At 38.8% G+C, this 25,601-nt stretch carries 28 protein-coding genes and 1 pseudogene; 16 read left to right on the top strand and 13 right to left on the bottom strand.

The window, feature by feature from the left end:
• The first annotated feature begins 677 nt into the window (after window positions 1-677).
• The 4 genes from ACKQAD_RS16480 to ACKQAD_RS16465 all read left to right on the top strand — a co-directional run bounded on the left by ACKQAD_RS16480 (window position 678) and on the right by ACKQAD_RS16465 (window position 4,353).
• Window positions 678-1,475, top strand: coding sequence for a hypothetical protein (locus ACKQAD_RS16480; protein WP_409161162.1), 798 nt, complete (start codon window positions 678-680; stop codon window positions 1,473-1,475).
• Window positions 1,476-1,607: 132 nt separating this feature from the next.
• A complete protein-coding gene (locus ACKQAD_RS16475) occupies window positions 1,608-2,291 on the top strand; it encodes a hypothetical protein (RefSeq protein ID WP_409161146.1) in 684 nt (227 codons plus the stop codon).
• 70 nt (window positions 2,292-2,361) lie between these two features.
• Window positions 2,362-3,705 (top strand): AAA family ATPase, encoded by a 1,344-nt coding sequence (locus ACKQAD_RS16470; protein ID WP_409161145.1) that lies wholly within the window; start codon window positions 2,362-2,364, stop codon window positions 3,703-3,705.
• A gap of 12 nt (window positions 3,706-3,717) precedes the next feature.
• Window positions 3,718-4,353, top strand: coding sequence for an RloB family protein (locus ACKQAD_RS16465; protein ID WP_409161144.1), 636 nt, complete (start codon window positions 3,718-3,720; stop codon window positions 4,351-4,353).
• A gap of 201 nt (window positions 4,354-4,554) precedes the next feature.
• Here the strand turns inward: ACKQAD_RS16465 and ACKQAD_RS16460 are convergent, their stop codons facing one another.
• Entirely contained in the window at window positions 4,555-4,932 is a 378-nt protein-coding gene (locus ACKQAD_RS16460) for an SEN1984 family lipoprotein (protein WP_409161143.1), read from the bottom strand.
• A 53-nt stretch (window positions 4,933-4,985) separates the two neighbouring features.
• Window positions 4,986-5,474: a DUF4755 domain-containing protein gene (locus tag ACKQAD_RS16455; protein WP_409161142.1), complete on the bottom strand. Its 489-nt coding sequence runs from the start codon at window positions 5,472-5,474 to the stop codon at window positions 4,986-4,988.
• A 439-nt stretch (window positions 5,475-5,913) separates the two neighbouring features.
• On the opposite strand from ACKQAD_RS16455, the gene ACKQAD_RS16450 reads away from it, so the two are divergent.
• Both ACKQAD_RS16450 and ACKQAD_RS16445 read left to right on the top strand, forming a co-directional pair.
• Window positions 5,914-6,471: an LptM family lipoprotein gene (locus ACKQAD_RS16450; RefSeq protein ID WP_409161141.1), complete on the top strand. Its 558-nt coding sequence runs from the start codon at window positions 5,914-5,916 to the stop codon at window positions 6,469-6,471.
• 17 nt (window positions 6,472-6,488) lie between these two features.
• Entirely contained in the window at window positions 6,489-7,136 is a 648-nt protein-coding gene (locus tag ACKQAD_RS16445) for a hypothetical protein (protein ID WP_409161140.1), read from the top strand.
• A gap of 254 nt (window positions 7,137-7,390) precedes the next feature.
• On the opposite strand, the gene ACKQAD_RS16440 is transcribed toward ACKQAD_RS16445, so the two are convergent.
• From ACKQAD_RS16440 to ACKQAD_RS16425, 4 genes are all read right to left on the bottom strand, one after another.
• Complete coding sequence (locus ACKQAD_RS16440) at window positions 7,391-8,227, bottom strand: DUF4435 domain-containing protein (RefSeq protein WP_409161139.1); 837 nt, start codon at window positions 8,225-8,227, stop codon at window positions 7,391-7,393.
• Entirely contained in the window at window positions 8,220-9,464 is a 1,245-nt protein-coding gene (locus ACKQAD_RS16435) for an AAA family ATPase (protein WP_409161138.1), read from the bottom strand. Before ACKQAD_RS16435 ends, ACKQAD_RS16440 begins: the two co-directional genes overlap by 8 nt.
• 157 nt (window positions 9,465-9,621) lie before the next feature.
• Window positions 9,622-11,052: a MobQ family relaxase gene (mobQ, locus tag ACKQAD_RS16430; protein WP_409161137.1), complete on the bottom strand. Its 1,431-nt coding sequence runs from the start codon at window positions 11,050-11,052 to the stop codon at window positions 9,622-9,624.
• Between the two features lie 608 nt (window positions 11,053-11,660).
• On the bottom strand, window positions 11,661-11,990 hold the full coding sequence (locus ACKQAD_RS16425; RefSeq protein ID WP_409161136.1) for a DHCW motif cupin fold protein: 330 nt from the start codon (window positions 11,988-11,990) through the stop codon (window positions 11,661-11,663).
• 112 nt (window positions 11,991-12,102) lie between these two features.
• On the opposite strand from ACKQAD_RS16425, the gene ACKQAD_RS16420 reads away from it, so the two are divergent.
• Window positions 12,103-12,411: a GNAT family N-acetyltransferase gene (locus ACKQAD_RS16420; RefSeq protein ID WP_409161135.1), complete on the top strand. Its 309-nt coding sequence runs from the start codon at window positions 12,103-12,105 to the stop codon at window positions 12,409-12,411.
• A gap of 592 nt (window positions 12,412-13,003) precedes the next feature.
• Window positions 13,004-13,522 (top strand): isochorismatase family protein, encoded by a 519-nt coding sequence (locus ACKQAD_RS16415; RefSeq protein ID WP_409161134.1) that lies wholly within the window; start codon window positions 13,004-13,006, stop codon window positions 13,520-13,522.
• A gap of 415 nt (window positions 13,523-13,937) precedes the next feature.
• Here ACKQAD_RS16415 and ACKQAD_RS16410 read toward each other — a convergent pair whose 3' ends face one another.
• Window positions 13,938-15,119, bottom strand: coding sequence for a hypothetical protein (locus ACKQAD_RS16410; protein WP_409161133.1), 1,182 nt, complete (start codon window positions 15,117-15,119; stop codon window positions 13,938-13,940).
• A 247-nt stretch (window positions 15,120-15,366) separates the two neighbouring features.
• On the opposite strand from ACKQAD_RS16410, the gene ACKQAD_RS16405 reads away from it, so the two are divergent.
• Window positions 15,367-15,660, top strand: coding sequence for a hypothetical protein (locus tag ACKQAD_RS16405; protein ID WP_409161132.1), 294 nt, complete (start codon window positions 15,367-15,369; stop codon window positions 15,658-15,660).
• A gap of 28 nt (window positions 15,661-15,688) precedes the next feature.
• Complete coding sequence (locus ACKQAD_RS16400) at window positions 15,689-15,973, top strand: conjugal transfer protein TraD (RefSeq protein WP_409161131.1); 285 nt, start codon at window positions 15,689-15,691, stop codon at window positions 15,971-15,973.
• A gap of 420 nt (window positions 15,974-16,393) precedes the next feature.
• Here the strand turns inward: ACKQAD_RS16400 and ACKQAD_RS16395 are convergent, their stop codons facing one another.
• Window positions 16,394-16,660 carry a hypothetical protein gene (locus tag ACKQAD_RS16395; protein WP_409161130.1) on the bottom strand — a complete coding sequence of 89 codons (267 nt, stop codon included), beginning with the start codon at window positions 16,658-16,660 and terminating at the stop codon, window positions 16,394-16,396.
• A 97-nt stretch (window positions 16,661-16,757) separates the two neighbouring features.
• Window positions 16,758-17,159, bottom strand: a complete 402-nt coding sequence (locus ACKQAD_RS16390; protein WP_409161129.1) for an H-NS family histone-like protein — start codon at window positions 17,157-17,159, stop codon at window positions 16,758-16,760.
• Between the two features lie 103 nt (window positions 17,160-17,262).
• Between ACKQAD_RS16390 and ACKQAD_RS16385 the strand changes: the two genes are divergently transcribed.
• Both ACKQAD_RS16385 and ACKQAD_RS16380 read left to right on the top strand, forming a co-directional pair.
• Window positions 17,263-17,412: a hypothetical protein gene (locus ACKQAD_RS16385; RefSeq protein WP_409161128.1), complete on the top strand. Its 150-nt coding sequence runs from the start codon at window positions 17,263-17,265 to the stop codon at window positions 17,410-17,412.
• Between the two features lie 230 nt (window positions 17,413-17,642).
• The gene (locus ACKQAD_RS16380) at window positions 17,643-19,316 is read left to right on the top strand and encodes a hypothetical protein (RefSeq protein ID WP_409161127.1); all 1,674 of its coding nucleotides are present in this window, start codon (window positions 17,643-17,645) and stop codon (window positions 19,314-19,316) included.
• Window positions 19,317-19,591: 275 nt separating this feature from the next.
• Here the strand turns inward: ACKQAD_RS16380 and ACKQAD_RS16375 are convergent, their stop codons facing one another.
• A complete protein-coding gene (locus ACKQAD_RS16375; RefSeq protein WP_409161126.1) occupies window positions 19,592-19,765 on the bottom strand; it encodes a hypothetical protein in 174 nt (57 codons plus the stop codon).
• A 355-nt stretch (window positions 19,766-20,120) separates the two neighbouring features.
• Between ACKQAD_RS16375 and ACKQAD_RS16370 the strand changes: the two genes are divergently transcribed.
• On the top strand, window positions 20,121-20,567 hold the full coding sequence (locus ACKQAD_RS16370) for a DUF6998 domain-containing protein (protein WP_409161125.1): 447 nt from the start codon (window positions 20,121-20,123) through the stop codon (window positions 20,565-20,567).
• A gap of 37 nt (window positions 20,568-20,604) precedes the next feature.
• Here the strand turns inward: ACKQAD_RS16370 and ACKQAD_RS16365 are convergent.
• A pseudogene (locus ACKQAD_RS16365) lies at window positions 20,605-20,904 on the bottom strand (tyrosine-type recombinase/integrase); the annotation flags it as partial.
• On the bottom strand, window positions 20,901-21,638 hold the full coding sequence (locus ACKQAD_RS16360; RefSeq protein WP_404931938.1) for a tyrosine-type recombinase/integrase: 738 nt from the start codon (window positions 21,636-21,638) through the stop codon (window positions 20,901-20,903). The gene ACKQAD_RS16360 and the pseudogene ACKQAD_RS16365, both read right to left, overlap by 4 nt.
• Before the next feature lie 725 nt (window positions 21,639-22,363).
• Here ACKQAD_RS16360 and ACKQAD_RS16355 point away from each other — a divergent pair.
• The 3 genes from ACKQAD_RS16355 (at window position 22,364) to psiE (ending at window position 24,304) form a co-directional block, all read left to right on the top strand.
• On the top strand, window positions 22,364-22,942 hold the full coding sequence (locus ACKQAD_RS16355) for a hydroxyethylthiazole kinase (RefSeq protein ID WP_409161124.1): 579 nt from the start codon (window positions 22,364-22,366) through the stop codon (window positions 22,940-22,942).
• Complete coding sequence (gene thiD / locus ACKQAD_RS16350; RefSeq protein ID WP_409161123.1) at window positions 22,939-23,742, top strand: bifunctional hydroxymethylpyrimidine kinase/phosphomethylpyrimidine kinase; 804 nt, start codon at window positions 22,939-22,941, stop codon at window positions 23,740-23,742. Before ACKQAD_RS16355 ends, thiD begins: the two co-directional genes overlap by 4 nt.
• A gap of 154 nt (window positions 23,743-23,896) precedes the next feature.
• Window positions 23,897-24,304: a phosphate-starvation-inducible protein PsiE gene (gene psiE / locus ACKQAD_RS16345; RefSeq protein WP_409161122.1), complete on the top strand. Its 408-nt coding sequence runs from the start codon at window positions 23,897-23,899 to the stop codon at window positions 24,302-24,304.
• 28 nt (window positions 24,305-24,332) lie between these two features.
• Here psiE and yegS read toward each other — a convergent pair whose 3' ends face one another.
• The gene (gene yegS, locus ACKQAD_RS16340; protein WP_409161121.1) at window positions 24,333-25,232 is read right to left on the bottom strand and encodes a lipid kinase YegS; all 900 of its coding nucleotides are present in this window, start codon (window positions 25,230-25,232) and stop codon (window positions 24,333-24,335) included.
• Between the last annotated feature and the right edge of the window lie 369 nt (window positions 25,233-25,601).

The raw sequence follows: 25,601 nt of genomic DNA, 5'->3' as shown, positions 1-25,601 counted from the left end.
GTTCAAACATAGGATCAATTTTGTTATTTTATGATGGAATGATCTGGAAAAGATCTTTCCGCTTTTTATTATCAATATTGAAAAGTCACCTCATCAAGATAAAAATACATATATCAGAGTTAGGGCGTAGCCGTGCTCATGAAAACAGGTTCATCGTTTTCGACAGCACATGAGCGTTAGCTCATAGATGGTGGATATTTTCAAAAAAGAATTTTAGTGAAATAGAAAGGAAAGCTTAGCAATATAAAACAACTTGCACTCAAAAACAGCTAATCATTTTTAATGTTGAAACCCCATATGGCGATCATAAAAATCGCCCGGTTTCTTTTAATCCTCTTAAGTATTATCTCTTACTTCTTGCAAAAATAAATTAAGCAAAAATCGGCTTGTAGCCCTTGCGTTATAAGGCTTATGACGAAAATATGCGACTGACAATACAGTCAGTCTTCCTGACTCTATAGTCAGTATTCCTGACTGCACGGTGAGCTTTCCTGACTTTGCAATCAGTTTTTATGTCATTTTTTAGCTTAAAAACGACAGTACTTTAAATTATCGTCACTGGAATATTTGCGATATTTAAAATATTTTCGCAAAAAAATATGCAAAAAAAACTTGATATCTATTTTGTGCATGGTATTTAATTTATTATATATAAAATAACAAGAGGTAATAACATGATGAATGAAATAGATGTTGACTTGGATTTAGGCTTAAATCCCTTTTGCTTTGAAACAGAACTAAAGATTGAAACAAGAAAGAAAAATCTGACCGTTTCAAGAGGAACAGAACTTATTGAAAGGAAAGATACCAGTAAAAGCTATTTTGCCAATATCGTACATACACAAGAGGTCGATAAAGAAGAGTTCATTAAACTCTATACATCTCAGATAAAAGCGTACTTTGATCTCACGAAAACAGCATACAAAGTATTTTTCATCTTTTTACGTATTTATCAGGATGCGATAGGAAAAGATCACTTTTACCTGAGTTGTAAAAAAGCAATGTCGCTTGCGGAAAAGATAGATCACTTTGTCTTGTCTGAATCTATCTTTTACAGAGGGATAAAAGAACTCATCGAGAAACGTATTATTGCTAAAACCAATGAGAAAAACTGGTATTTCATAAATCCTGCTATTGTTTTCAATGGCGATCGTGCTCGCTTTGTTTCAGAGATTATAAAAAAGAAAGAAATAATAAAGGGACAAATGGACAGTGTGGTCAGTAATGGGGGTTGCAATAGAAAAGATAAAGACAGATCCATTGAGGCAGTTATACAAGAAGTTAATAACCCAAAAGACATAGATTTGTTAATCGCAAGATTACAGGCTAAAAAGTCCCAAGGGAAAATGATGAGTAAAAGCATGGATGAATGTTTCGCTGCTGAGGGAGCAACTCTTTTACCACCTGAAGAGCCGTTAGATTGGGATAATATTCAGGGCGAGAGTTTATTTACAAAGATGATGTTCAGTGATTGAGTAAATAAGATACGCGAGAGTATCTCATATGGAAGTGTTAGGTGAAATTTTATTGATATGAGCTGAGTTAAATTTGATTTCCCTAAAGTAAGTATGGTATTAAAAAATAAAACAAAAAAGGAAAATCATATAATGAATAATATTAAAATCATTACACTCTTTCACGCCCATAAAAAAATTCCATTTCTGACCTGCATAGTAAAAGACATGGAAGAAAATGAACAAGGAATAAATCTTATTCTTGAAAGCGGTAATCACATTTATGTGAAAGATTACGATTCTTACTTCTTATCAGAATCTGCAAACGCCTGTGATAGTGAGCGAATGGTAAATGTTTATGGAAGATTAATTTCTGAACTCAGCCAAGTCAGCGAAGATACAATAAGATTGCTGATGTCAGAAACTGAAACCTATAACAGCCAGCATCCCAACACACCGGTAAGCAAACTGGATGATTATTATTACTGTGGCAGAATGAAAGCTAATGGCCCGGATGAACCCACACTGATGAACGTGCTTGGCTTGCAGGATCTGCGTGAAGCCCTACACCAAGACAGCTTCTTGTCTGAGTTGGAAGCCGATGGTGATATCGTTATCCACGACAACATGGGCTATCCGGTGGCCGAGTATTTACATTCTGGCATCAGCATAGGCATAGAGCCTGTAAGCCCCATACGTCAGCGAGATCTGACAGGCGGCTATGTGGTGATGTTCAGGAATGGTGAGTACGAGCATGGGATTGATGGCGACCTCTATGAGGCGCTATCTCAGGCTGTTGATAGGTTTAAGATTGCTGTTGTAATCATATTCAGCTAAGGTAAAATCACGACATAGGTGAGTTTTTGAAGAAAAACCCACACAGATGGCACTTAGAAAGGATTTAAATATGTTCGTAAGTTTAAAAATTGAAAATTTTCGTTCAATCAAAGACGAAATAGAGTTCAGTTTCAGAGCCTCAGGAGGAAGCAACCATCTCGATGATCATGTTGTTGATGCAGGCGATCATGGCGGCAATGTAGTGAGAAGTATCGGATTATATGGACCTAATGCTTCAGGAAAGTCTAATATACTTAAAGCCTTTGCTGCTTTACAGCATATTATTGTTGCTACAGGGTCATTAAAAAACGGAGATGAAATAATTTGCTATGAACCATTTCTATTGTCAAATAAAACAAAAAACTCCCCAACGAAATTCACTTCTGAATTTCTCGTTAATAATATAAGGTATATTTATTTTGTCTCTTATAATAAAAATGAGATAATACAAGAGACTTTAGATTTTTATCCATCTAAAGTTAAATCAAATGTTTTCACAAGATTGCCGGGAAATAATTGGGATGATATTAAATTTGGTGGTAATTATAAAGGTGGCGCAAAGAAAATACCTTTTTTTAAAAATAATTCATATTTATCAAAGGCTGGAGATAATGCGTCTTCACCTCAAATGGTAAGAGATGTTTTTGATTATTTTTCCTCTGTGCTTTTATGTTTAAGAACAAATATTTCCTTAAGAATGGGGGCATTGGCAAATATACGAGATAGAAATGCTTTTACTGCACTGATGGGGCGATTTCTTTATCTTTTTGATACAGGAGTTACCAAGGTTAGCGCGAAGGAACGAGATATTTCTTTTATAAATCTACCTTCTGATTTACCAGAAGAAATAAAACAAGGAATAATTTCTGAAAATAGTTTTTCTTTTTATTTCAACCATTCATCTGAAGAGGGTGATGAGATTGAGTTTGCAAAAGAAGACGAATCAGAAGGAACAAAGAAGTTATTTGATCTTGGGCCTGCTATAGCATCTGCATTCATCTCAAAAAGAACAGTGATCATTGATGAATTAGAACATAGTTTGCATCCGCATTTGGCAGTTATTTTACTCAGGTTGTTTAATGATAGTGAAGTAAATATTCATGGCTCACAATTAATTTTCTCAACACACAGTGTTGAGCTTATGAAGCCTGAACGCATGAGAAGAGATCAAATTTGGTTTTCTGAGAAAAAAATGGGTGTCACGAGTGCTTTCAGCCTTGATGATTTTGATAAAGAAAAGGTCAAACCTAGCACACCATTTAATAAATGGTATGACGATGGCCGTTTTGGTGGGGTTCCACAAATTAGTTACGTTGATATAAAAAATCACTTTATGAATATTTCAGGGAATAAAAATAATAATAGTGATAAAGACGTTTTTGGAACACTAGACGATATCCCAAGCATGGATTAATTCGAGGTAATAATGGGAAGAGTACTCAAGTCACCCAAAAAAATGATGCATATACTGTGTGAAGGTGAGAAAACAGAGCCTATGTATCTTCTGGGGTACATAGAAAATTTTGCAAAAGATAAGGCAAAAATAATAAATGTTCCTGATGTAAAAAAAAACACGCCTGTACAACTTGTAGATGAGGCTATAAAACTGAAAGATAGTAACGTTACATCTCCTGATGATGAAATATGGGTTGTATATGATAGGGAATCAATTTCTAAATATCCTCATAGATTACATGCACAAGCATGGGACAAGGCAACTGCAAATAAAATAAATATAGCATTGTCTAATATTTGTTTCGAACTTTGGATTTTGCAACATTTTGAATATACTGACTCCCCCTTTTCTTGTTTTGATGATTTATTGAATAACTCTAAATTAAAAGATCATTTGAAAAATATTGGTATTCATAATTATCATAAGGGTGATCCACATTTTTTCGATAAAATAAAAGGAGGGGTGTCTTATGCGCGTAAAAGAGCCGCCGCTTTAAATCGTTCGAGTTTAGCAGTAGCAGGCTCTTCTGGAAGCCAACCTTTTGTGCTTTCTAGTTATGTCGGTGTACATTTACTTTTAGATGCGATAGATAATTTTATACCGTAATTGTAAAAATTAATGAGCATTTTTCTCATCCCCAAAAATTTCGTCATTTTTAAACCTCTCTCCTAGAGAGGTGGTCTTTTTGTGCACAGCCCCCCCGGCTAGGCTGGAGGGGGTCTATAGACAAAAAGAACCTCAACGGATGCTAAGGCTCTTTTGGTATTGAACAATGTCTGAACGGATACTGCGTCAGCTATATACCGATTAATCCAGTAGCCCTCTGGAGGCCTTGCTGGCCGTTTGACTAAAATTATATCGCTCAACAACATTCCCTTTGAACCAAATATCCAATGATTTCATATGGGCTGTGCTGCTGTTCTTCAGCAGAGCCAGACCGGGAATGTAGTTAGATATCTGGCTCTCACCTGACATACTGGAGTAAGACCACATTTCTTGTCCGTCATTGGTGGCTCGTGTTTGTGGCTCACCGAATGCGTTAATAACATCTTGCTGGGAAGTTTTCCCTTTAACTATCTTAGTTTTTACTGTTTGCTGGGTCTCATCTTTCAGGGATTTGTTGCCATAGGTAGTGCAAGCGGTAAGAGGCAGGATCACCAAAGCAGTGATAAACAGTTTTTTCATGTTAACTCCAAAGATAATAAATCAATTATGACCAAAATAATTTAAAGTTATTCCTATAAAACATATTTATTGAAAATGAGAAGCCAACGATCACAGATGGCTTGATTGGAAGACGATGTTTTATTTTTCAGGGGAAGATTAATTTTCCATGTGGGATTTTTGATATCATCGGTTAATATGAAAATACCAGAGCGTTGATTCGCTAAAAGTCTTTCATTACTATTGGCGTCAGCAGCCTTTATCATTGAGTTCAGGTTATTTCCTGTACTGTAGATTTTCCCCGCTTCGGAAACGGTGTAGCTGATTTCCCTGATGTTGTCATAATTATAAGTGGTGATTTTATCTTTATTAAATATGCGGATAGTGCGATTTTTAGTATCAAGAACGATGCCTGTTTTTTGGCATTCATATGATAAGACTTCGCCATCTAATACTTCGACGTAAGTGTTAAGGTGTTTTCTTTTTTTAGGGTCAAAATAAAAAACTCTGCTGATAATAAAGATTATAAGAAATGACCAAATTAAGATGTTAAAAGTTTCCACTTCGCCTGTCTCCGCACCAATGCCTTAACTACATCCGCTAATCATTAAAAGATGCTTCTGGCTTGGTTTTCTTCTGCCGAAGCATCTATCCCTGCGTGGCAAGCATACCACTCCGAAAGCCGATCTCAAGTAAAATGATCGGTATAACAGATCGATAATTATATATTGATAGGTTATAGCGATTAAAAATCGTTTATCGATCGGTGTTTTAATTAGTTTAATCGATCGAATTACTAATTGTGATAGCTTTGATCTATCATTATTTTGTTTTTGATCGTTATAAACGATATGACGAGTCGTGAAAATAATTAAATTATATCAATTGGTTAAACAGGTTGTTTTGTTGGAGTATGCCTATTAGAGCCTGATGAAGCTTCTACTGGCGCAGGTAGAACACCTAAGAACACGCATTGGTAATCATTCAGAAAGGGATGGAAAGATGAAGAAGATTTTACTCGTTGTTGGCACAGCTCTGGCTCTGGCGGGATGTGGTGAGAAAGGCGACTTTGAGAAAGCGATTAATGAGCAAATCAGCAAAGATGCTGTTTGCTATGGATTTAGCTCAAAAGAAAGCAATAACAGCGCTTTTGAAAGATTTAATAATAAAGCCGTAGTAAGAGTAAATATCCGTAGCGGGGGAGAAGATCCGATCTTAACTGGTCTTAAAAATACTGGTCTATTAGATATTTCATACGAACAGGAGATGTTTAAACAAGTAGCAGTTTTATCTGCTACAGCGAAAGGACGTAAAGCGAAGTTTTGGGATAGTGATAATGGTGCCTGTGTTGGTCATCGTGTTGTAGCAGAGGTAACGAACTGGACTGAACCCAGTGAGGGTAATGGCGCTAAAATCACACAAGTGACCTATACGTGGAAACTGGATGGTGTTCCGGGCTGGGTTGATAAAAATGCGTTCTCTGGTGTGAAGGGGATGGCTGAACCAGAAGAAGCCAAAATTGTTCTGGTGAAAACCAATAACGGCTGGTCGGCTCGGTAATTTCAGGAAAAGACGCTATGAACACTATCTATTGGGTGATTTTCATGGGGCTGCTGATAAACATACCATCACTGGCACCGGTGCTGTTTCTCAAAAAGATACAAAAGAACTTGAAGGTATCGTTGGCCCTTAGACTTTTTCTGCTTAACGCTTTCTTAGTCATATCTCTGGTGACGTTATCGCAGAATACAACACAAAAATATGGGCTGTTCCCTATATGGCTGGTCTTTGCTGCTATTGGGCTGTTTATGGTCATGCTAATTCCAACCGTAAAATTTACTCGTAAGTATTTAACCGTCGGTAAAAGCCGGGTTGTTATGCTTTCATCATTCCTGATTGTCTATGCCATTAGGTTTCACGGCGTGTTTTCAGATGTGAATGGCAATGGATATACGCTTAATGGATACAATGTGGTATGGACGTTGTTCTTCTTGTTTGCCTGTCTGCTGGCTTATCTCGGTTGTGCTGGGAGTAAAATATATTCTGATTCTTATGCCTCGTCATCTACACCGCAATCAGATTATTTTAAACCGACTAAAGAGTACGAGACACAATCACAAATCGATTATGATATTGCTGTGAAAGGATCAAGTGTTTTGCTTGATCCAAACCTGAGTATCGTTGAGCGACAGCGTTATCGGGATACTCTTAAGACAAAAGAATAATGCTCCGGTTGTAAATGACCGCTAGGAGTATATGAAAGTGTTTCTCTTTTAATTTTCTCTGGATAAGTCATATCATAAATCCGTGTTATAATTTCATATTTTGAACACGATACTGTTATTTATAAAAGATAGGTTTTTTTATGTGAGTTATATTATCTTATGGTTTTTTTAAGTTTAGTGATTGCTAATATGGCTTTTATGTGATTTTTTAAAAAGGTTCCGCGGAACCTTTTAAATTACTAAGGCTAGTTTAGCTAAGCAATCAAATTTATTTTGTTTTTGTAATAAATATACTCTTCATTTGATTCATTAAAGTTTTTTTCAAATGACTGCATTAAATTAGAATAAAACGCGTCCTTTGATAGCGAAATTTTTCGTTCGTCATCATCAAGCGTATAACAGACGAATCTTAAAGCAGCAGAAAAAAGAAAGTGACCTCGAAGCCAAGATGACAGATTACTATCCGATTTTTCTATTATTTTAGAAAGCTCTTTTTTTTCAGCCTCTGATAATTTGATTCCAATTTTCTGTATGTGGTTTTGAATTTTTTCAGAGCTTAACATATATGAATTTTTGGATTGCATGAAGCGATTAGCGTTGTCGCCGACAATAGGTATACCCTTTGAGAAAATATAATTACCGATGTCCATTTTAACTAGTGGTGTTGCTTTTTCATAAGTATCTTCAAGCCATTGATTTACATCTATTTTTTTGATTTCTTTTGACGAATATCTGCCAAGTAATTTTATTATATTAAGAAGTACCTCTTCATTTATCATTGTGTTTTCTATTGAATATTTTTTTGTTCTTATAATTCTATTATGCTCTTTTTTTGTATCATCAAAATATTTTAAATCCATGTCACACGCTACAATTGCTTCGATTTCACCATTATAGATCTTTTCAATATAAGGTATAAGTTCTTCACAACCACCAACATCCTGAATTTCGACTTTTATATTTGATGTCTTGTTAAAAATCATTTCCCAAAAACACACATCGTCGCGGCCCTCGACATAAACCATGTAATCTTTTTGATAAAATAAATTTAAGACATTAAATGCCTCATTAGAATATGAAAGATCAGCCATGAACAAGTTTCTCCATATCGAAGATCGAGTTTCTATAATTCGATGCTACCTCTGGTGAATGAGTTGCTGCGATTATTTGTGCATTCGGATTTAATTCTTTAATTGCAGGGATAATGTTTTTTTGCCATGCGATATGCAGGGATAATTCGGGTTCATCTGTTAGGAATATATACTGCTCTCCTCTTTGTAAAAGAGTTTCAATAAATAATATTAATAATTGTTTTTCGCCAGATGAAAGGTTGTTATGATTTATAGTTTCATGAGAGTTTTTTATTACTAACTCGCCACCGACGAAATAAAAATCTTTATCGATAATGAATTTTTTTAACATATGCAAAAATAAATCTATTGGTGAAAAGACTAAAGATGTTCTTTCCTTGGATTTAAGCGACATTTTAATGATTTTTTGAGTTTTTCTAAAAGCCTCCAAAGAACGAAAATCAATGTTTTCATCAGACTTGATATTCTTTAAAGTTTTCTCGATGGAGTCTATGTGAAAACTTATTCTTCTCCTTACATTTTGGTCAATTGCATTCAGTTGAGTATATGCAGATATAAGATTATTTTTTTCTTCTTCTTTATTAAAGGTTATAGCATAAGCTTTATCAATTGAGTCATCTTTACTATATAATATTGATGCTAGAACTTCCTTCTGTAAATCATTTGCAATATCACGGGCCTTTTGTGATAGGTCTAGTTGATATCTTGTTAGGTGCTGGAGAAGTTGATCAAGCCTAAAATCCACTGGGTTTATTATTTTAGAACCATATTTATCGCGTACTTCATAATCTTCTCCGTTTCTAAGTCTATAAACAGAAAGAGAAGAGAGTGATACGATTTCTTTTAACGAATTTCGGAGATCTTCTGATTCTTCGAGAGAACGTCTTCTATAACTTAATGATATACGGCGATCATCTGAGTTGAATAGTCTGACAAAATATTTTTTTGTTGATAACTGGTATTCAATTATTGAATAAGGGCTGCTAGGGTCTTCAGCTTTTGATACCTTTATTGTTTTTGTTTTATTACCATCTTTTAATTTTATCTCAACAGAGAAGAACTCATTATTATTTATTCCGTCCAAGTCAACTGATAAAACCGAATGCAAAATATTCATGAATGTTGTTTTGCCAGTGCCATTACGACCAATAATAATGTTTACATTATCATTAAAATCACATTTTGCACTGAATCTTTGCCAAAAACCATCAATAAAAACACTACTTATTTTATACATAATAATCTCGTTATTATAGAATTAACCTGTGTGTTTCGTACTCGTATTATAACCATAGTAATGCTAGGTATCGTAAATTTTATTTATTATAACAATATACACGAAGTGTCAACGAAAAAATATGGAAAATTAGTTGCATGAGGAAAAAGTATCTACGCTACTTATTTTTAGTATCATGAAGTGCCTTGTACCTGAATCTAGGGGCAAAAAAAATCTTTGCTGATGAGTTTTTTGGCAAATAGTCTAAATCATAGTCTGCCAGACTCTCTTTTCTTTGACGGCTTGGGAAACGGGTAATCTCATCTGTGGTTGGCTTATAATCTTCACTGTTAAACTTTGCTCGTGTCTCATACTCTGCGCGTGGGACATAGATACCTTGCACTTCATCAAAGACATAATTATCAGCAATACGCTTATCGTGTTCAGCATCGACTGAAATAGGGGCTGGTTTCTTCTTGGCCCAAACGAATTTCTCTTTTATGTATTCCACTACCAACAGTGTGAAACGCTTGAAAACACCACTCTGACGAGGTTTAACCTGCTTTCTCTTACTTTTAACAGGAGCGCGTTTAACCGTACTGGTAGTTGGGAAGGATGGGTTTTTCAATTTAGTGCGTGTATGAGGCGCAGGGGCAACCAGAACAGGCTTTTGGTCCTCTGATGATGCTGACTGTGAACCTGTCTCAGAGAACTCTTTTCGAGGTTGTATTTCAGGTAAGACTATTTCCACAGGTTCAGGAAGCTGCGACACGGTAAAGCTTCTGAGGTCAACAACGATCTGAAGATCCAAATCTTTGAAGACACTATATGTAGCCTGTGCTTCCTGTTTCATCTCATCACGAACAGCCTGTTCAGCAGCACGATTCTCCTGAACGTGCTTACTGTTCCACTTGGCACGATGAACACGCTGCATTGGTGGACGGCTGGTCAATGTTGCCTTGGCAAGCCATAACGCTTTTTCTTCAACATCCAATGTAATAGCGGCGTTTTCGAGTGCTTCAGCGTGCTGTGCATCTATAGAACGATGATCGATACGTTCCTCAGTCCCTGCGGCTTCAAGATAGTCATTGGCAAGGGCTGACCATGATTCGCGCCAAAGAATTACGTTTTTCTTGTCGTTCCAGCTTCTTTCTTTTTTGCCGAAGCCATCAGCGGTTATCGGTTTTAATGTCAACATCACATGCGCATGAGGATTATTACCATCAAGATCGTGAAAAGCGATATCAGCAATCATGCCCTTATCAACGAAATTTTTCTGGCAGTATTCGACAACCAATTTTATCTTGTCTTCGTTGTTTAGTTCACAGGGAATAGCAACATCAAAATAACGGGCTGTTTGACCGTCTTTTTGACGCTCAACCTTTTCTACTTCATTCCACAAGGCTGTTGAGCTTTCGATAATATGAGCCGGTGCGGAAACGGGTGCTAATATCTGATGATGGAATAAATCGGAACGATGGCTGAAATCATAGGTATTGCCAGTGCGATCATCTGTTATTCTTGACCTGTTATGATAAGCAGCCTTCCTACAGGAAGACATACCCTCAGAACGTTTCACAATTTTAAACTCCAGATGAAAAATCGCCATATAAAAAATACCCTCAAATATAACTATGCTGCTGTTAGTTTTTCGCAAGAAAAACTTTTGTGTTGACGTTGACCTTTCTTTTAGCCTGCGGCAGGCAACCGTCGGTAGACCCCACACGCTCACGAAGTGAGTGTATAAGTGGGCATTGTTTTTTTGAACAATGTAAAACCCTCTACTTAATTAATACGAAATATATTAATGACTGTAAAACAAAACGCCGAATTAAGCGGCGCTATCTGGATGAAAGGGCGAAGTATTCCGCGATATTACATAGATGGGTTTTAGATGGCGTCCGAAGGACAAGAGAAGTGTTAATTTATCCCGCCGTAAGGCGGGAAAGCTCTAAAACAATAAAATAGTGGCTTTTGCCAAAATTTTCCCTGTTGCACAATTCTCAGGTTAGGATGGGAAATCAAAATAAAAATTTAACAGGTAAAAATAAAATCACTAATAAACAAAAATAAGTAACGCGGAGAGTATTAGATAAAACAGTTAGTGATTACTATCGTATAGTGTTGCTAAATTTTATTTAACCTTAGTATTCTATATATATTTTGGAACTGGTCAGGCTGCGGGCTATAAAAGCCCTATTAATGATCCTAATGCAATTAATCAACGATAAACAGCTTTGCACCATTAGGTGATGATGAACGATGAGCCTCTGCGCCATCAGCCACTTGATAACTGATACCCGGAGTTAAGACGAAACTTCTGCCATCATCTAATTCTGTGTGAAGTTCACCTTCAAGGCATAAAAGTATGTGTCCTTTTTTACACCAGTGATCAGCAAGATATCCAGCAGAATACTCAACGATCCGCACTCTTATGTTGCCAAAATTTTGGGTTCTCCACAAAGCAAAACCAACATCACCAGTATGAGTTGTTGGCGCTATTTCTGACCAGTTTGTAATGCCGAATGGCAGGTTTTCTATGTTCATACGGGTTTATCTATTATTAATAGGAAGATTTATATGATTAACATAGAAATATGGATAAAACAATCACTATTGGATATTCTGATTCTTGTTTCGTTAGAGCTGGGGTTCAATTATGCAGATCATTCCGACCAGTCCTGAACACATTGGCAGTATTCAAGAAATCTATACGTGGCACGTTATAAATAGTATAGCCACTTTTGAAACGGTTCCTCCGACAGTGGATGAGATGAAGGAACGGCTCGCTAAGGTTTATGATGCGAGAACATCGTGGTTTGTCGCGGAGGTCGATGGCATTGTTGCGGGCTACTGTTATCTTGCACCATATCATTCACGGTATGCGTACCGTTTCACACTTGAAGGCTCGATCTATATTCATCCACAACAACAGGGAAAGGGGATCGGGAAAGCATTGCTCACCTAAGCTATTCAACAAAGAGTCAAGTTTTATACAGCTTGAATCAGTCTGCTCTATTCCGAGATGCTATTTCAAAAGTGATAGAGAATGGAAAGATGATTTTTATACCGTTACTGAATATTCCTTTGCTGTAAGGTTATCTAAAAACTCAAAAGTAAACCTTAGTAATGAACACTCTGAAATTAATATAATAAAATATTCAGATTTAAAAAAATATAACACATGGGATAGTAATAAAACGGCAGCATGGGAACTAAAGGAAAGGATGCTAATGGGACGAATTTAGGAAGCAATAATAGACTAATTCCATTTATAATAGGTATAAGCAGGCGCTGCGATTTGCTTCTACCTCTTTTATCACCGCATTTAATAATCTTCTAAGCGTTTGCTATTTTAATAAATATGAAGTAGATAATAACAGCCGTGAAATAAAATGAGAATAACATGAGGCTTGGTGAACCGAATGAGACAGCATTAATTCCAATGACAATAAATGCTGTGGTTTGGGGAATAAATATCATGTGGCTAATAAAGTAAATGAATCCGAAGTGTGGGCGTGATATTCTATAAAAATTAATGTAGTTAGCAGGAGTGAAAAATGAAGTTGCTCATTGTTGTTGATATGCAAAATGGTGTATTTGTAACACCACGTTATGACAGAGAAGGTAAAACCAAACTGATTAATCAATTGATATCAGCGGCAGAACAGACAATATTTATTCAGCATGTGGAAGGTGAAATGTCTGAAGGAAGTAAATTATGGGAAATTTTACCTGAACTCAAGCAACCGAATAATTCTATTTATGTTAATAAAACAGCGTGTGATGCTTTTTGGAATACTGAACTGGAAAATACGCTTAAAAATCTCAATGTTGATAATTTTGTTATTTGTGGTTGTGCAACAGACTATTGTGTAGACACGACAATAAAAGTTGGTGCCAGTAAAAATTATGCGATTACGGTTGCTTCTGATGCGCATACAACAGCCGATAGGACTTATGCAACAGCACAGCAACTTATAGGTCAACATAATGAGGTCTGGTCGGGGCTGAGTATTCCGGGAAGTGAAATTAAAGTAAAAACCACTCAAAATATTCTCTTTGACTGGGGAATGTAATTTTATTATAAGTTTTTAATATCTGCCTCTAATGTGAGGCAGAGTTATTAAATGAAAATATAATGCTCTATCCTATTGAAATATATTAAAAATGTGTTAATTGAATTACACAAAAACAATACAAGGAGGTGTAATGTATAAAAATAAGGAGTTAACAATGGATTTTTTCAAGAATAAATACTTTATATTTTTTGTATTTTTAATATACCTATCTGCTATTTTTTGTTTATATATGCATTTTTTGCATGAAAATACATATTGGGTATCAGCAGCCACAGCACACCATGCATACGCCAAAGCCGCATTACCTGCGACATCGGGATTTTTGATGTTTATTACGTCACTGCTCTTAATTTTTGTAGAAAAACACTGGATGGTTAATTTGAAAATAAACCATCCAATTTCAATTATTTATTTATGTATTACATGGTGGGCTGCCTTTGAGATATCCATCAGCTTTAATTAATATTTGCCTTGTAAATAAATATATTTTGTGTTTAAAACGCCATAATAATGAAATAATCCATTGGACTGCTAAATAGAAAAGTAAATCTTGAATGCTATGCTCATTGGTTTTTATATCAAACGTATTAAATACTTTCATGATATGATAATCTAATAGGTAGAGTTTTGATATCTTGGATTTTACTTCAACACAGGAAGTGTTGCACAAGTTAATATCTATTTGATTGATAACATCACCAGCCAACGTGTTATTATTACGCTTTAATGCTATAGAAGCTAAGATGATTCTTTTGTCTATTGCTGATATGTCTGTTTGAATAATATTGTATAACGATTGAATATCAGAGTCATCTATATCATTTTTCTTCAGTTTTTGGAGATAAAAATGATCAAGATAAAAAGGATTATCATACATAATATTACTAATAGAGTTAAATGCATCATTCCATTTATCTTCTTTTATATCGGATAATGATAAAACAGGATAGAGATCAGCCATATAATTTTCATTATAAGGTGTGTAATAGAATCGATGGATGGTTTTTACATATAATGGCTGTGCTAAATCTGCCAACTCTCCGCTGTTTGAATTCTTTGTTGTTTCCCAATAGAATCTCCCACCATCCTCTCCTCTGACGAATGATAAAAATGCATGTCGTGGTGCGAAAACAATGTCTATTTTCTTATGAAGAAGTTTTAACGCATCAAGAAGAAGGTAAGCATTCAGATCACAATCAGAATAATGATTTGCGTATGCTTTAGCCGCAGTATTAGCAGCTTTATAGTAAAAGTGTTGGCCTAATATTTTATTGGCACACGTGAGGTTGTTTTCTATATTTTTACTTGGATCACAGATTGAAATAACATCATTAAAAAAATTATTAACCGCACCGTAAGCAAGAGTTGCTAATTTCTCATCGACTATTCCATTTTTTAAATCTGAATATATCATCCTATGGGTAAGATATTTATTTTCAAAAAAAGACGACCTATCCTTTTTGTTTTTGAATTCAGATGGTACTTGGGTGTCTCTCATGATAATTGAAAAAACACAAATAATAAAGAAAGAAATAGTTATATTAACTATCATATGTAATGAGAATGATTTTTTATTTTTGAAGGGATTCTTCATTTATGGTGATCCACGTAGGCTTGATTTCTTATATTATACATTAAATTATTTAAACTAACACTTGAGTTTTATAGCCAAGTTAACTTGAGTTAATCGTGAGAAAGAATAATAACATCTAGCTCGGTGAGTTAAATGAGCTAATATTAATCTCATGACTTTCTGTTTTATTAAATAAATTCACAATGTTGTATTGATAATTATTCAAAATATGGTAAAGGATAACCTATACCAAATACAGGGAGAGGATATGCATAAAAATCATGATGAGGCCATTGATTGGGTAGCAAGACGATTAATTGAGGATGGTATCTACACCAATATTGAACAAGCTTATTCCGATGCAACAGATATCATCAACCAAAAGAGAGAAGAAGTTAGAAAGAAAGAAGAAAAGGATTATTTTCGTTTTCGTATTAAGACTATAAAGAAAAGAATAGCATCAGGATACGAATACGCAAATATTCCATACAAACCTAAAAAGCCGATAGTTAAAAACAACAATTCAGATTCATTTTGGGATTGGGATGCTGACGACAAATAAAACCATAAAAACATAAAGGAGAAAAATAATGACAACAAAAACTATCAAACAACAAATTGCTTCCGCGCAGGAACGCTTATACTTCTTGGAAGCCAAAAAGAAACAACAAACTAAGAAAGAAAATACCCGACAGAAAATTATTTTCGGTGCAGAGGTTGCCAAAGTCTTAGGATGTGATATTGGTTATGTAGATAAAGAGTTAGTCTTTGGTGTTTTACTTAACATATCTAATCTTCATGAGAGTGATATTGAGGCATACAGAGCACAAGGACAGGCCTATATCGAAAATGTTTTAAATAAATCCAAGCAGTAAATTTTCCTTTTTCACGTCCAAATGGTGAACCGGCTTAAAATTTGTTTTTAGGTCGGTGAACTGTTAAGTGAATATTGAAAAAAATCATTAAATAAAAAGAGGGTAAGAATGATATATGCTAATAATGTATTTTATACAGGAGCACCTGAAGATATATATAAAATGATTTTTGACCCGATTGCCACCAATTGAAGGATATTATACTATATAAATAGGGTTGGTAATGGAGGTTAAATTAATTTAAGAAAGGAGAATGCAATGGTAAATAGTAAAAACAAAATGCTATCTTTATTCAAAGAAAGTAAGTTCTATCGCTTCTTTGATAAATATTTTATAGTTATCACATGTCTTAGTGCTTTGTTGGTTTTTATGGGGAATATTTATTTTTATATATAACACCTCCCGGCGGGAGGTGTTTGATTATTTTATGGAGTTGTATTGAACGTCGATGACTTGATTTTTACTCTTTGAGTAATCTACTACTGAAATAACCACCTGAGTAAAGTAAATCACTCCAGAAATAATGAGCAAAAACACAAGTGGTTTTTTGATTGCATCATTTTCACCCTTTCTGTTCGGATGTTTTTTGTTCCAACCCCATAGGATTAAATTTAATACAATAATAAGTAAAAAGAAAACACCTGATTTAGGATGATCTGAAAATATAATTTCGATTAATTTACTCATATCTTTCTCATGTTTCTTATCGTGAAGATATAAAATATTAGTAGAGCCGCCAATGTGGTATTGACGGCTTTAAATTCGATCATTTAAATGAGATGTATTAGATCTGGAAATCTTCCAGTTTCTTCCCAGCTTCGATAGCAGCAGCGATAGCTTTAGGTGTCCGCCCCTGACCAGTCCACGTTTTTTCATCGCCATTTTCATCAATATATTTATATTTGGCAGGACGTGGTTCACGTTTAGCTTTTGCAGATTTGCTGGTAGACACAGAACCAAGTAGTTCAGCCGGATCGATACCATCTTCCAGTAGCTGGGCGCGTAAAGCTTCGATTTTGGCCTGACGCTCAGCCCGTTCTTTTTGACCACTTGCTTCTTCTTCACGGCGGTCTTCAACAATAGCCGTAAGCTTTTCCAGCATTTCTTCCAGTGTTTCCAGATCGATTTCACGCGCCTGAGCACGCAGAGTACGAATGTTATTTAATACTTTAAGGGCTTCACTCATTGGGCGTCATCCTGATAAAGAAATAAGTCATGGTTAGGTGGTATGTCAAAATTTGACAATTGGCAATGGAGAATTATATATCAATAGAACTAAGGAGGAAATAATGAAGAAGAAAAAATCAACTCACAATCCCCTTGAAGACACGGCTATTTTAACGCGTTTGGCACGAAAAACATCCCAAAAAGCTATTAAAGAGGCTTTTCAGGCTGGTGTGGCTATTCATTATATTGCTGAAGGGAAAATCGTCAGATAATATCCTAATGGTAAGAAAGAGATTATCAGTTAAAAATATTTTATAACATCATTGGATTCAATTAAATGTTAAAAAAATGATGTTCAGAGTTTGTCTGGTGGAAATGGAAATATTATTATCAAAAATAAAATGTCTCACACTATTTTATCAATTAATCGCTTATAGATATCTTGACCACTTTTTTATTTTTGCTAATTAAATTGTACGTGAAATAAAAAAGGAAGAGAAAAATGAATAAATATAAAAAAGGGTTTTCCTTACTGGAGATTATTTTGGTTTTAGGCGTTGGAACTGCAATGGCTTTCCTGAAGTTTCAGGATATGAAATCAGAACAAGAAACCGTAATGGCTAATTCTGTTGGCGCTCAAATGAAACAGATGGGGGAAGCGGTAAACCGTTATATCAGTATCCGCTATGATAAACTTTCAACCTTGTCTTCCAGCAGCAGCCAGAGTAGCGATCCGGGGCCAAGAACCTGTTCTGGTTCTATCTGTGAAATCACCTACCAGACGTTGATTAATGAAGGGCTATTGCCTGTTAGCTATACGGGTAAAAATGCTCAGACATCTTCCTACAAGATTATTTTAAAGCGCGATGGCTCCGCACCTAATTATGTTATCAATGGCTTAATCACAACCACTACAGCATGGAAAGAAGGAGCTAAAATCCGCTATGACCTGTTAGGCCGTGCAATGTGGGCGGCGGGTATCGACAGCGGTATGACAAGATCGGCAACGGTTGCGTCAGGGTATCAGGGGCAGTGGTCAGAAAAAACAGCAGATTATAGCAATATCACAGCAGAAGGATTACTGGCTTACCGTGTGGGCTATGATTCTTCCATGTATTCTGTTTACCTGCGTCGTGACGGGACATTGCCAATGACGGGCGATCTGGATATGGGCGGTAATGATATTAACAACGCCGCGAATATCACGGCGTCAGGCTCAGGAAATTTTGGTGGAAATCTAAAAGCGACTGGAACCTTAACAGGTAGTCAGTTATATACAAAAAATGGTTATGGTGAAGGGTTGATGCTTGGAGGCGATGGAGCTGGAAATGATTATGAGTTAAGACTGGCAAGTAATAAACCATTAACTATATGGAGTTATGATACATCAAAACGTCCTTCGAATGATACGCGATTAGCGGTATGGGGATCACAAGTTAACTCTGGGGATCTGACGGTAAAAGCAGACAGTGATGGTAAAACAACAGGAGCAATAACAGCCGAAGGTAATATAACAGCCGGTAATTGGTTAGCCGCCCATAATGGGTATGGCGATACTATCCGTATAGGCGGAGACGCAGTAGGAAATGATTTTGATTTAGCTATAGGAGGCGGAAAACCTTTAAATATCCAAGGACAGGAAGACGGTACTGCATATGGAACCGTTCAAGTTCGTGGTGAATTTAATATAGCATCTGGTGCAGGAATGACCAGAAAAGAAATCTCATTACAACGAGATGGAAATATAACTGCATCTGGAAATATTACCAGTGATAAAACTGTTTCTGGTCAATATATCCAACCAATCTCGACGGTTGTGGCAGGAGAAGTTTGTTTTCCAAATGGATTAATAAGTAAAAATGCTGAAGGAAAAACATTATCATGTGTTAGTGGTAAATGGGAGCTAGGCGCTGGAGTTTCTGAGTATACAGCTTCTATACCCTACGTTAGCACCGAAACTAGAACTCAAAATTATTGTCCCAATAATACAGCTCTATTTGCATATTATGGATATGTTCGTTATAGACCAAGTTGTAGAGGGAATGGTACATATTATTATGGTTGGGTCACACCATTCATGTTAACAACCACGGACGATGCAAGTTGGGGAGATAATGGCAGTTGTTTTACCTACGTTTATACAATAACTAACGTAACCAAGGTTAAGTGTGGGTGATTTTTTTAAAAGTTAGCAGGGGATAGAATAATGGAAAATAAAAATAATAATCATGTTTATATAGGCATGGAGTTTCTTTTTTTATTTATTGTGATGCTGTTTTTGAGTGAAACTATACTTTGGATGTTCGGAACAGATGTAAATAGCTTCAACATAAGAGCTTTAACGGGGTTTGGTTCTCTGATAATAACATGGTGTTTATTCTCTTTTGTTTTAAAAATAAAATGAAATAAAGTATTGATAGGATGAAAAGGGCTTTGTAGCCCTTTTGGTGTTTATGACGATATTTTTTCTGTCTGAAAAATCTGGTATAGAACGTTGAGCCTTTCCCACAACACAAAAGATAGGATCTCTTTGGCTTGGGGATTTTCAATCTCAACAACGGCGTAAATTAATGCCCGACATTGATCGATGATTTCTTCCAGTTCTAGCGGTGTGTTATCGAACATGATAAGCCTCCGCTGCTGGATATTGAGATGTAGCAAAAAAATCAGTGCCCTGATGCAGATTTTCAGGCGGGGAATAGGTAAACTGACAGACAGCCATAGCGTTAGCTCCATAACGTTGTGGTTAGCCCCTGTCTGGTATCGCAAGTACCTTTCAGGGGCAAAACTTGTGTTAAGGTGGTCTTGTGTACGTACCTGAACGGCTGCAATTTAAGGCTAAGAATGGTGCTAGTCAATTGCTAAACGCGATGCAAGAAAATTCACGGCTGGCAAGTCTCTAACCTTTGAGGATTGAGCCGAAAGGATGATGAGTTATTACTCCCGAAATTCTTCCTTATTCATATCATAGGAAAAGTTAGTGAATGAAGAAATAGAAGCGCTATTAACCAAAGTAATAGATTTGGCTGCAAAGTATAAAAAGTTAACAGGAAAACCTCTTGGTATAACAGGGGAGGTCGCTGAGTTTTATGCTTCTAAATTATTAGATTTAGAACTAATGGGTGCGAGAAGTCCCGGCTACGATGCTATTGGTTCTGATTCTCGAAAAATCCAAATTAAAGGTCGTTGCCTTCCTGATAAATTTAAAGCAGGGCAAAGAATTGGTTCTATCCGATTAGAACACCAGTGGGATTCAGTTATTTTGGTTTTGATGGATGAGTTTTTCGTTGTCACCGAGATGTGGGAAGCTGATCGGCCTATGGTGGAAGCCGCGTTACTGGCCCCCGGTTCAAAATCACGCAATGTACGTGGTGCTTTGTCAGTGAGTAAGTTTAAACAAATCAGTAAAAAGGTATGGTCTGTTTAGATATATTGGATTAAACAAGCCATCTGTGGCCTAAAAATTATCCTTTCTGCGCAAACTCAAACGGCCTAACCATCCCGTTGCTGTTAGCATCAAGAAAATCAGCCCACCATTGAAGCATCAGGCGACGCTGTTCAAGGTGTTTGGCCTTATGGGTATAGGCCGCGCGAACGTTGTTCTTTTCCATATGGCTCATTTGAAGCTCAACGACATCTTCCGGCCAGATACCCGACTCAATTAAGGCACTGCACGCCAGCGTTCGGAAGCCATGACCACACAAATCGGTTTTGGTGTCATAGCCCATTTTGCGTAGTGCCTTGTTGATGGTGTTCTCACTCATTTACTTGTATCCGCAAGTTTAGGCAGTCCCTCTTGCCATTCCTTTGGCTTCTTGTTGATGATATTTTTCTCAAACCACTGAAACCAAACAGGCCAAGCCTTATCGACCTTTTTCTGAAAGGCTTTTGGTTGGTAAGTTGCCAGAATCTTTGACATTACCATACTGAGGCTATGACCTAACATCAGGTCTACAATAATAGGATCAATTCCCGCCTCGTTGCTCATCATTGATGCCGTACTGCGTCTCAGATCGTGAGTCGTAAAATCATTTCCTACCGTTTCTCGTAGCCTGACAGCGGAATGAGACATCGTGGTATGTCCGATATGTGTCCATATCTGTTTGCTAAGGTTATGCTTTGTCCAAGACCATTCTTCTAACAGACTGATCAGGTAGTCAGGAAGAGGGTATACACGCTCCTGTTTTGTTTTGGTGCGTTCTGCGGGTAAGGTCCATGTTTTAGCCTTTAAATCTATTTCAGGCCATACCAGCTTTGCTGATTCCGACTTGCGAGTACCAAAGACCATAATAAAGCGCATCGCTGCATGAGAAGGGGTGTTACCCAAGGAATGCCAGAGTATGCGGTATTGTTCTGCCTGTAGATGGTTATCACGTATTTTACCTATTACAGCAGCAACTTTTTTTCTGTCATGGATCTCTGACAATTTTTGCGGAACATACACGGGTTGTCCCGGTTGTTGCCCCTGTATGCCATGCACCTGAAAGGCATATAACATCACCATTTTGATGATCTGACACATACGATGAGAAGCGTTGCTGACCCCCATCGCCAAAATATGAGAATAGATATGGTGGTAAGTAAGCTGCTCAGGGTCTACGTTATGCAGGGCTTTACCATGTTTGTTCCAGATCGCCCGTCTTCCCGGTTTTGACGGTTTAGCGCATTTTACTTCCAGCCACTCCTGAACCAGACCATCCATAGTGGTGGGTTTTCCGGTGAGTGTTTTGCTGGGTGCAAAGCCTTGTCTGGTTTTTTGTACCTGTTGCAAATGCCATTTTCTGGCATCTTCCAGACTGTAGGCTGGATAGGTGCCTAAAGTAACATCATTGCTACCTACAATATAACGCCAGCTTTTTGTTATCACGCCTGATGGATTTCTTCGGGCAGCAAAGTACAATCCTGTTAATCCGTTGTTGAAGACGATTTCTTTCTTCATTGTCTTACCATCGGGGATGGTGAAACGCTGGATGTCAGTTTTAGTTTTGAGCATTGGCATTATCCGATTTTTTCACGTCCCTAGTATGTACCTAAAATGCACCGAGATGAATAGAAATCTTATGAGACATAGTGAACTATTATCTCATTGTTTTATTGCTGCTATTTAACTTTGTTAGATGTTCTGAGACACTAGCTTTCTATTTGATCTGGATAATGCCAGCGTAGGGAAGTCACGGTATGCCCCACCGGTTGCCGCCTTCTTCCACGCCGGTTGGGAGACCTATGAACACTCGACCTGCCGACTTTTCTGCCGCTCAGGCAGCAACATCACTGACCCAATTCCGTTCTGCTTCGCCGCTGGTGCACTGCCTGACCAACGACGTGGTGCAATCTTTTACCGCTAATGTGCTGCTGGCGCTGAATGCGTCGCCTGCAATGGTGGTCGATCCCGAAGAAGCTGCGCAGTTCAGTCTGATAGCAGATGCGCTGCTGATTAATGTCGGGACGCTGGAACATAGGCGTGCCGATGCGATGAGGTTTGCGGTAAACAGCGCATATCAGGTGGGGACAATGGTGGCGGTAACGGGCGTGCTGGATTATGTCACGGATGGTGAGCGCGATATGGCGGTCACCGGCGGCGATAGCATGATGACGCGCGTGGTCGGTACAGGATGTGCACTGTCGGCGGTGGCCGCGGGTTTTTGTTCTCTGGAGGGAGATCGCTTATCCCACGTGGTGGCGGCGTGCTATGTCATGGCGTTTGCCGGGCAGCAGGCGGCTTCGGTGTCGCAAGGCACAGGCAGTTTTATACTCAACTTCCTCGACAGGATCTATACCCTGCGTGCGGAGGATCTGGTATGAAGCGCATCAATGCGTTGACGATTGCGGGGACCGATCCGAGCGGTGGTGCAGGTATTCAGGCAGATTTAAAAACCTTTTCCGCGCTGGGGGCTTATGGCACGTCGGTCATTACCGCGCTGGTGGCGCAAAATACGCGCGGCGTGCAGTCCGTCTACCGGATTGAGCCGAATTTTGTCGCGGCACAGTTGGATTCGGTGCTGAGCGATGTGCGCATTGACAGCGCGAAGATTGGCATGCTGGCGCAGACCGATATTGTTGACACCGTTGCCGATCGCCTGCGTCACTACGCGGTTCCTTTCGTGGTGCTGGACACCGTAATGCTGGCGAAAAGTGGCGATCCGCTACTCGCACCGGAAGCCGTTAAGTCTATCCGTCGTGAACTGTTGCCGCTGGTATCCCTGATTACGCCCAACCTGCCGGAAGCCGCAGCCCTGCTGGATACGTCACCGGCTACCAACGAGCGGGAAATGCGCGAACAGGGGGAAGCGCTGTTGGCAATGGGCTGTCAGGCCGTACTGATGAAAGGCGGACACCTTAGCGAAGCGGAAAGCCCAGACTGGCTGTTCAGCCGACAGGCTGAACCGCAGCGCTTTAGTTCCCTGCGCGTGAATACACGGCATACGCACGGCACCGGTTGCACGCTGTCTGCCGCGTTGGCCGCATTGCGACCACGCCACGATAGCTGGGCCGAAACGGTCTACGTCGCGAAGGACTATTTACAGCAGGCATTACAGCAGGCCGACACGCTGGAGGTCGGGCACGGAATCGGCCCCGTGCATCACTTCCACCGCTGGTGGTAAAACCATAAGTAAATTGATTTGTACTTTGCGTGACATCTTTGCCAGTAATTTCAAACTAAATTAAATGTGTTTCAGCATAGACAGTACGCGGGTCATCCGGTTATTTTGCAGTGAAATCTTGGTGTTAATGTGAAATAGGATGTGGGGATAACATATGGCAGGTTCTGCTCGCAGTGCGATGGCTGCCAAGGTGCTTCAGACGATACTCAATATCGGTCTGCTGGTGCTGGCGACTATTCTGGTGATTTTTTTAATCAAGGAAACGTTTCATCTGGCGAAAGTGCTGCTGATCTCCAACGAGAAAGATTCCTCCTATCAACTGATAGAAGGCATCGTGATCTATTTCCTGTATTTTGAGTTCATTGCGCTGATCGTGAAGTATTTTCAGTCCGGTTATCACTTCCCGCTGCGCTATTTTATCTATATCGGCATTACGGCCATCATCCGTCTGATCATTGTCGATCACAAAAGCCCGTCGGATACGCTAGTGTATTCCGCGGCGATCCTGCTGCTGGTAGTGACGCTGTATCTGGCAAACAGTAATCGCCTGAAGCGGGAGTAGTAGAAACAGGAATAAGCAAAACGCGCCGTTATTCCAGCAGCGAGCACTGGGGGGGCAGTCGACAGTGAATCGCCGCAGGAAGTACTTCGATATGAAAACGTTTGGCGGTGAGCGGTTCACCGTCCAGATTAAACGTCATATTGTCCGGGGCGGTGATCTCCAACCAGGGCAGCGTAGCGGAAATCATGTTCTGGTTTTCGCTGCCGGTAAACCAGGCCTGAAGCATATTGGGCAACAGTTCCGTTGCTGATAGCACGCTCAGTTCCAGCATCCCATCGTTGATTAGCGCTTCAGGGCAAAGCTGTTGCCCGCCGCCAGCCTGACGACCATTCCCTACTGCAATAACCAGCGTATCACCCGACCAGTGAAAATCCGGCCCGCGAATCTCACAGCGCTCGGCTTGCAGCATGTCCATGCGAAAGAGCGCGTGCAGCACATATGAAGCGCTCCCCAGCGCAGCCTTCATCTTGGCCGGTGTCTCGGTGGTAATGCGTGTGGCAAATCCGCCTGTTGCCATATTGATGAAGTAGTGGCTGTCGTTCACGTTGGCGATATCAATGGCGGTGGCGCGACCCTTGATCGCCAGCGTCAGCGCGTTGTGCATTTCCATCGGAATCTGACAACTGGTGGCGAAATCATTGGCCGTACCCAGCGGCACAATACCCAGACATGGGCGAACCGCTTCCGGCTGTACCGCTAATGCGGCGGCAACTTCATTGACGGTGCCGTCGCCACCAGCGGCGATCACATTATCTGCATTGAGCTGGATCGCCTCTTCAACATAGCGTTTAGCATCGCCGTATTCCCAGGTGACGCGGACATGCAGTGTATAGCCGTCCTTACGTAACGCCCCAATGGCCTCGCGAAGTTCTTCATTACCCGCGCTTTTCCCATTCAGAATCAGCAGCGTCACCGGATTTTTTTCCATGGCCTATTTCTCCTCAGCAGGATAGTGGGATTAATAATAGTCACTAAATCGGTAGGTAGAAATCAGAAGAGTCGGTGAATATACCCGTCATACTTCAAGTTGCATGTGCGTTGGCTGCGTTCAGTCACCCGAATCACTTACTCAAGTAAGCTCATCGGGATTCCTTCTCTTGCCGCCTTCCTGAAACTCGAATTATTTAGGGAATGTGTGCGTGGAGAAAATCAGCGGGCGGGAGAAAAAGAAAAGCCAGCTCAAGGGAGATTGAGCTGGCCAAGGAGGTGGTTCCTAGTAGTATCACTACGCTTATTTTTCGTTCTATGTTTTCTCAGCGACGCAATATTAACCACAAGACCGGAGAATTGATGTGAT

The sequence above is a fragment of the Pectobacterium artocarpous genome (assembly GCF_046159765.1).
GTDB lineage: Bacteria > Pseudomonadota > Gammaproteobacteria > Enterobacterales > Enterobacteriaceae > Pectobacterium.
Note: the sequence above shows the minus strand (reverse complement) of the source record. Positions and strands in the feature narration are given on the sequence as shown.

Bases quoted from the DNA above. Each gene is read 5' to 3' on its own strand.
- ACKQAD_RS16480 (WP_409161162.1), top strand. From the start codon at position 678: ATGAATGAAATAGATGTTGACTTGGATTTAGGCTTAAATCCCTTTTGC.
- ACKQAD_RS16475 (WP_409161146.1), top strand. From the start codon at position 1,608: ATGAATAATATTAAAATCATTACACTCTTTCACGCCCATAAAAAAATT.
- ACKQAD_RS16470 (WP_409161145.1), top strand. From the start codon at position 2,362: ATGTTCGTAAGTTTAAAAATTGAAAATTTTCGTTCAATCAAAGACGAA.
- ACKQAD_RS16465 (WP_409161144.1), top strand. From the start codon at position 3,718: ATGGGAAGAGTACTCAAGTCACCCAAAAAAATGATGCATATACTGTGT.
- ACKQAD_RS16460 (WP_409161143.1), bottom strand. From the start codon at position 4,932: ATGAAAAAACTGTTTATCACTGCTTTGGTGATCCTGCCTCTTACCGCT.
- ACKQAD_RS16450 (WP_409161141.1), top strand. From the start codon at position 5,914: ATGAAGAAGATTTTACTCGTTGTTGGCACAGCTCTGGCTCTGGCGGGA.
- ACKQAD_RS16445 (WP_409161140.1), top strand. From the start codon at position 6,489: ATGAACACTATCTATTGGGTGATTTTCATGGGGCTGCTGATAAACATA.
- ACKQAD_RS16440 (WP_409161139.1), bottom strand. From the start codon at position 8,227: ATGGCTGATCTTTCATATTCTAATGAGGCATTTAATGTCTTAAATTTA.
- ACKQAD_RS16435 (WP_409161138.1), bottom strand. From the start codon at position 9,464: ATGTATAAAATAAGTAGTGTTTTTATTGATGGTTTTTGGCAAAGATTC.
- mobQ (WP_409161137.1), bottom strand. From the start codon at position 11,052: ATGGCGATTTTTCATCTGGAGTTTAAAATTGTGAAACGTTCTGAGGGT.
- ACKQAD_RS16425 (WP_409161136.1), bottom strand. From the start codon at position 11,990: ATGAACATAGAAAACCTGCCATTCGGCATTACAAACTGGTCAGAAATA.
- ACKQAD_RS16420 (WP_409161135.1), top strand. From the start codon at position 12,103: ATGCAGATCATTCCGACCAGTCCTGAACACATTGGCAGTATTCAAGAA.
- ACKQAD_RS16415 (WP_409161134.1), top strand. From the start codon at position 13,004: ATGAAGTTGCTCATTGTTGTTGATATGCAAAATGGTGTATTTGTAACA.
- ACKQAD_RS16410 (WP_409161133.1), bottom strand. From the start codon at position 15,119: ATGAAGAATCCCTTCAAAAATAAAAAATCATTCTCATTACATATGATA.
- ACKQAD_RS16405 (WP_409161132.1), top strand. From the start codon at position 15,367: ATGCATAAAAATCATGATGAGGCCATTGATTGGGTAGCAAGACGATTA.
- ACKQAD_RS16400 (WP_409161131.1), top strand. From the start codon at position 15,689: ATGACAACAAAAACTATCAAACAACAAATTGCTTCCGCGCAGGAACGC.
- ACKQAD_RS16395 (WP_409161130.1), bottom strand. From the start codon at position 16,660: ATGAGTAAATTAATCGAAATTATATTTTCAGATCATCCTAAATCAGGT.
- ACKQAD_RS16390 (WP_409161129.1), bottom strand. From the start codon at position 17,159: ATGAGTGAAGCCCTTAAAGTATTAAATAACATTCGTACTCTGCGTGCT.
- ACKQAD_RS16385 (WP_409161128.1), top strand. From the start codon at position 17,263: ATGAAGAAGAAAAAATCAACTCACAATCCCCTTGAAGACACGGCTATT.
- ACKQAD_RS16380 (WP_409161127.1), top strand. From the start codon at position 17,643: ATGAATAAATATAAAAAAGGGTTTTCCTTACTGGAGATTATTTTGGTT.
- ACKQAD_RS16375 (WP_409161126.1), bottom strand. From the start codon at position 19,765: ATGTTCGATAACACACCGCTAGAACTGGAAGAAATCATCGATCAATGT.
- ACKQAD_RS16360 (WP_404931938.1), bottom strand. From the start codon at position 21,638: ATGTTATATGCCTTTCAGGTGCATGGCATACAGGGGCAACAACCGGGA.
- ACKQAD_RS16355 (WP_409161124.1), top strand. From the start codon at position 22,364: ATGAACACTCGACCTGCCGACTTTTCTGCCGCTCAGGCAGCAACATCA.
- thiD (WP_409161123.1), top strand. From the start codon at position 22,939: ATGAAGCGCATCAATGCGTTGACGATTGCGGGGACCGATCCGAGCGGT.
- psiE (WP_409161122.1), top strand. From the start codon at position 23,897: ATGGCAGGTTCTGCTCGCAGTGCGATGGCTGCCAAGGTGCTTCAGACG.
- yegS (WP_409161121.1), bottom strand. From the start codon at position 25,232: ATGGAAAAAAATCCGGTGACGCTGCTGATTCTGAATGGGAAAAGCGCG.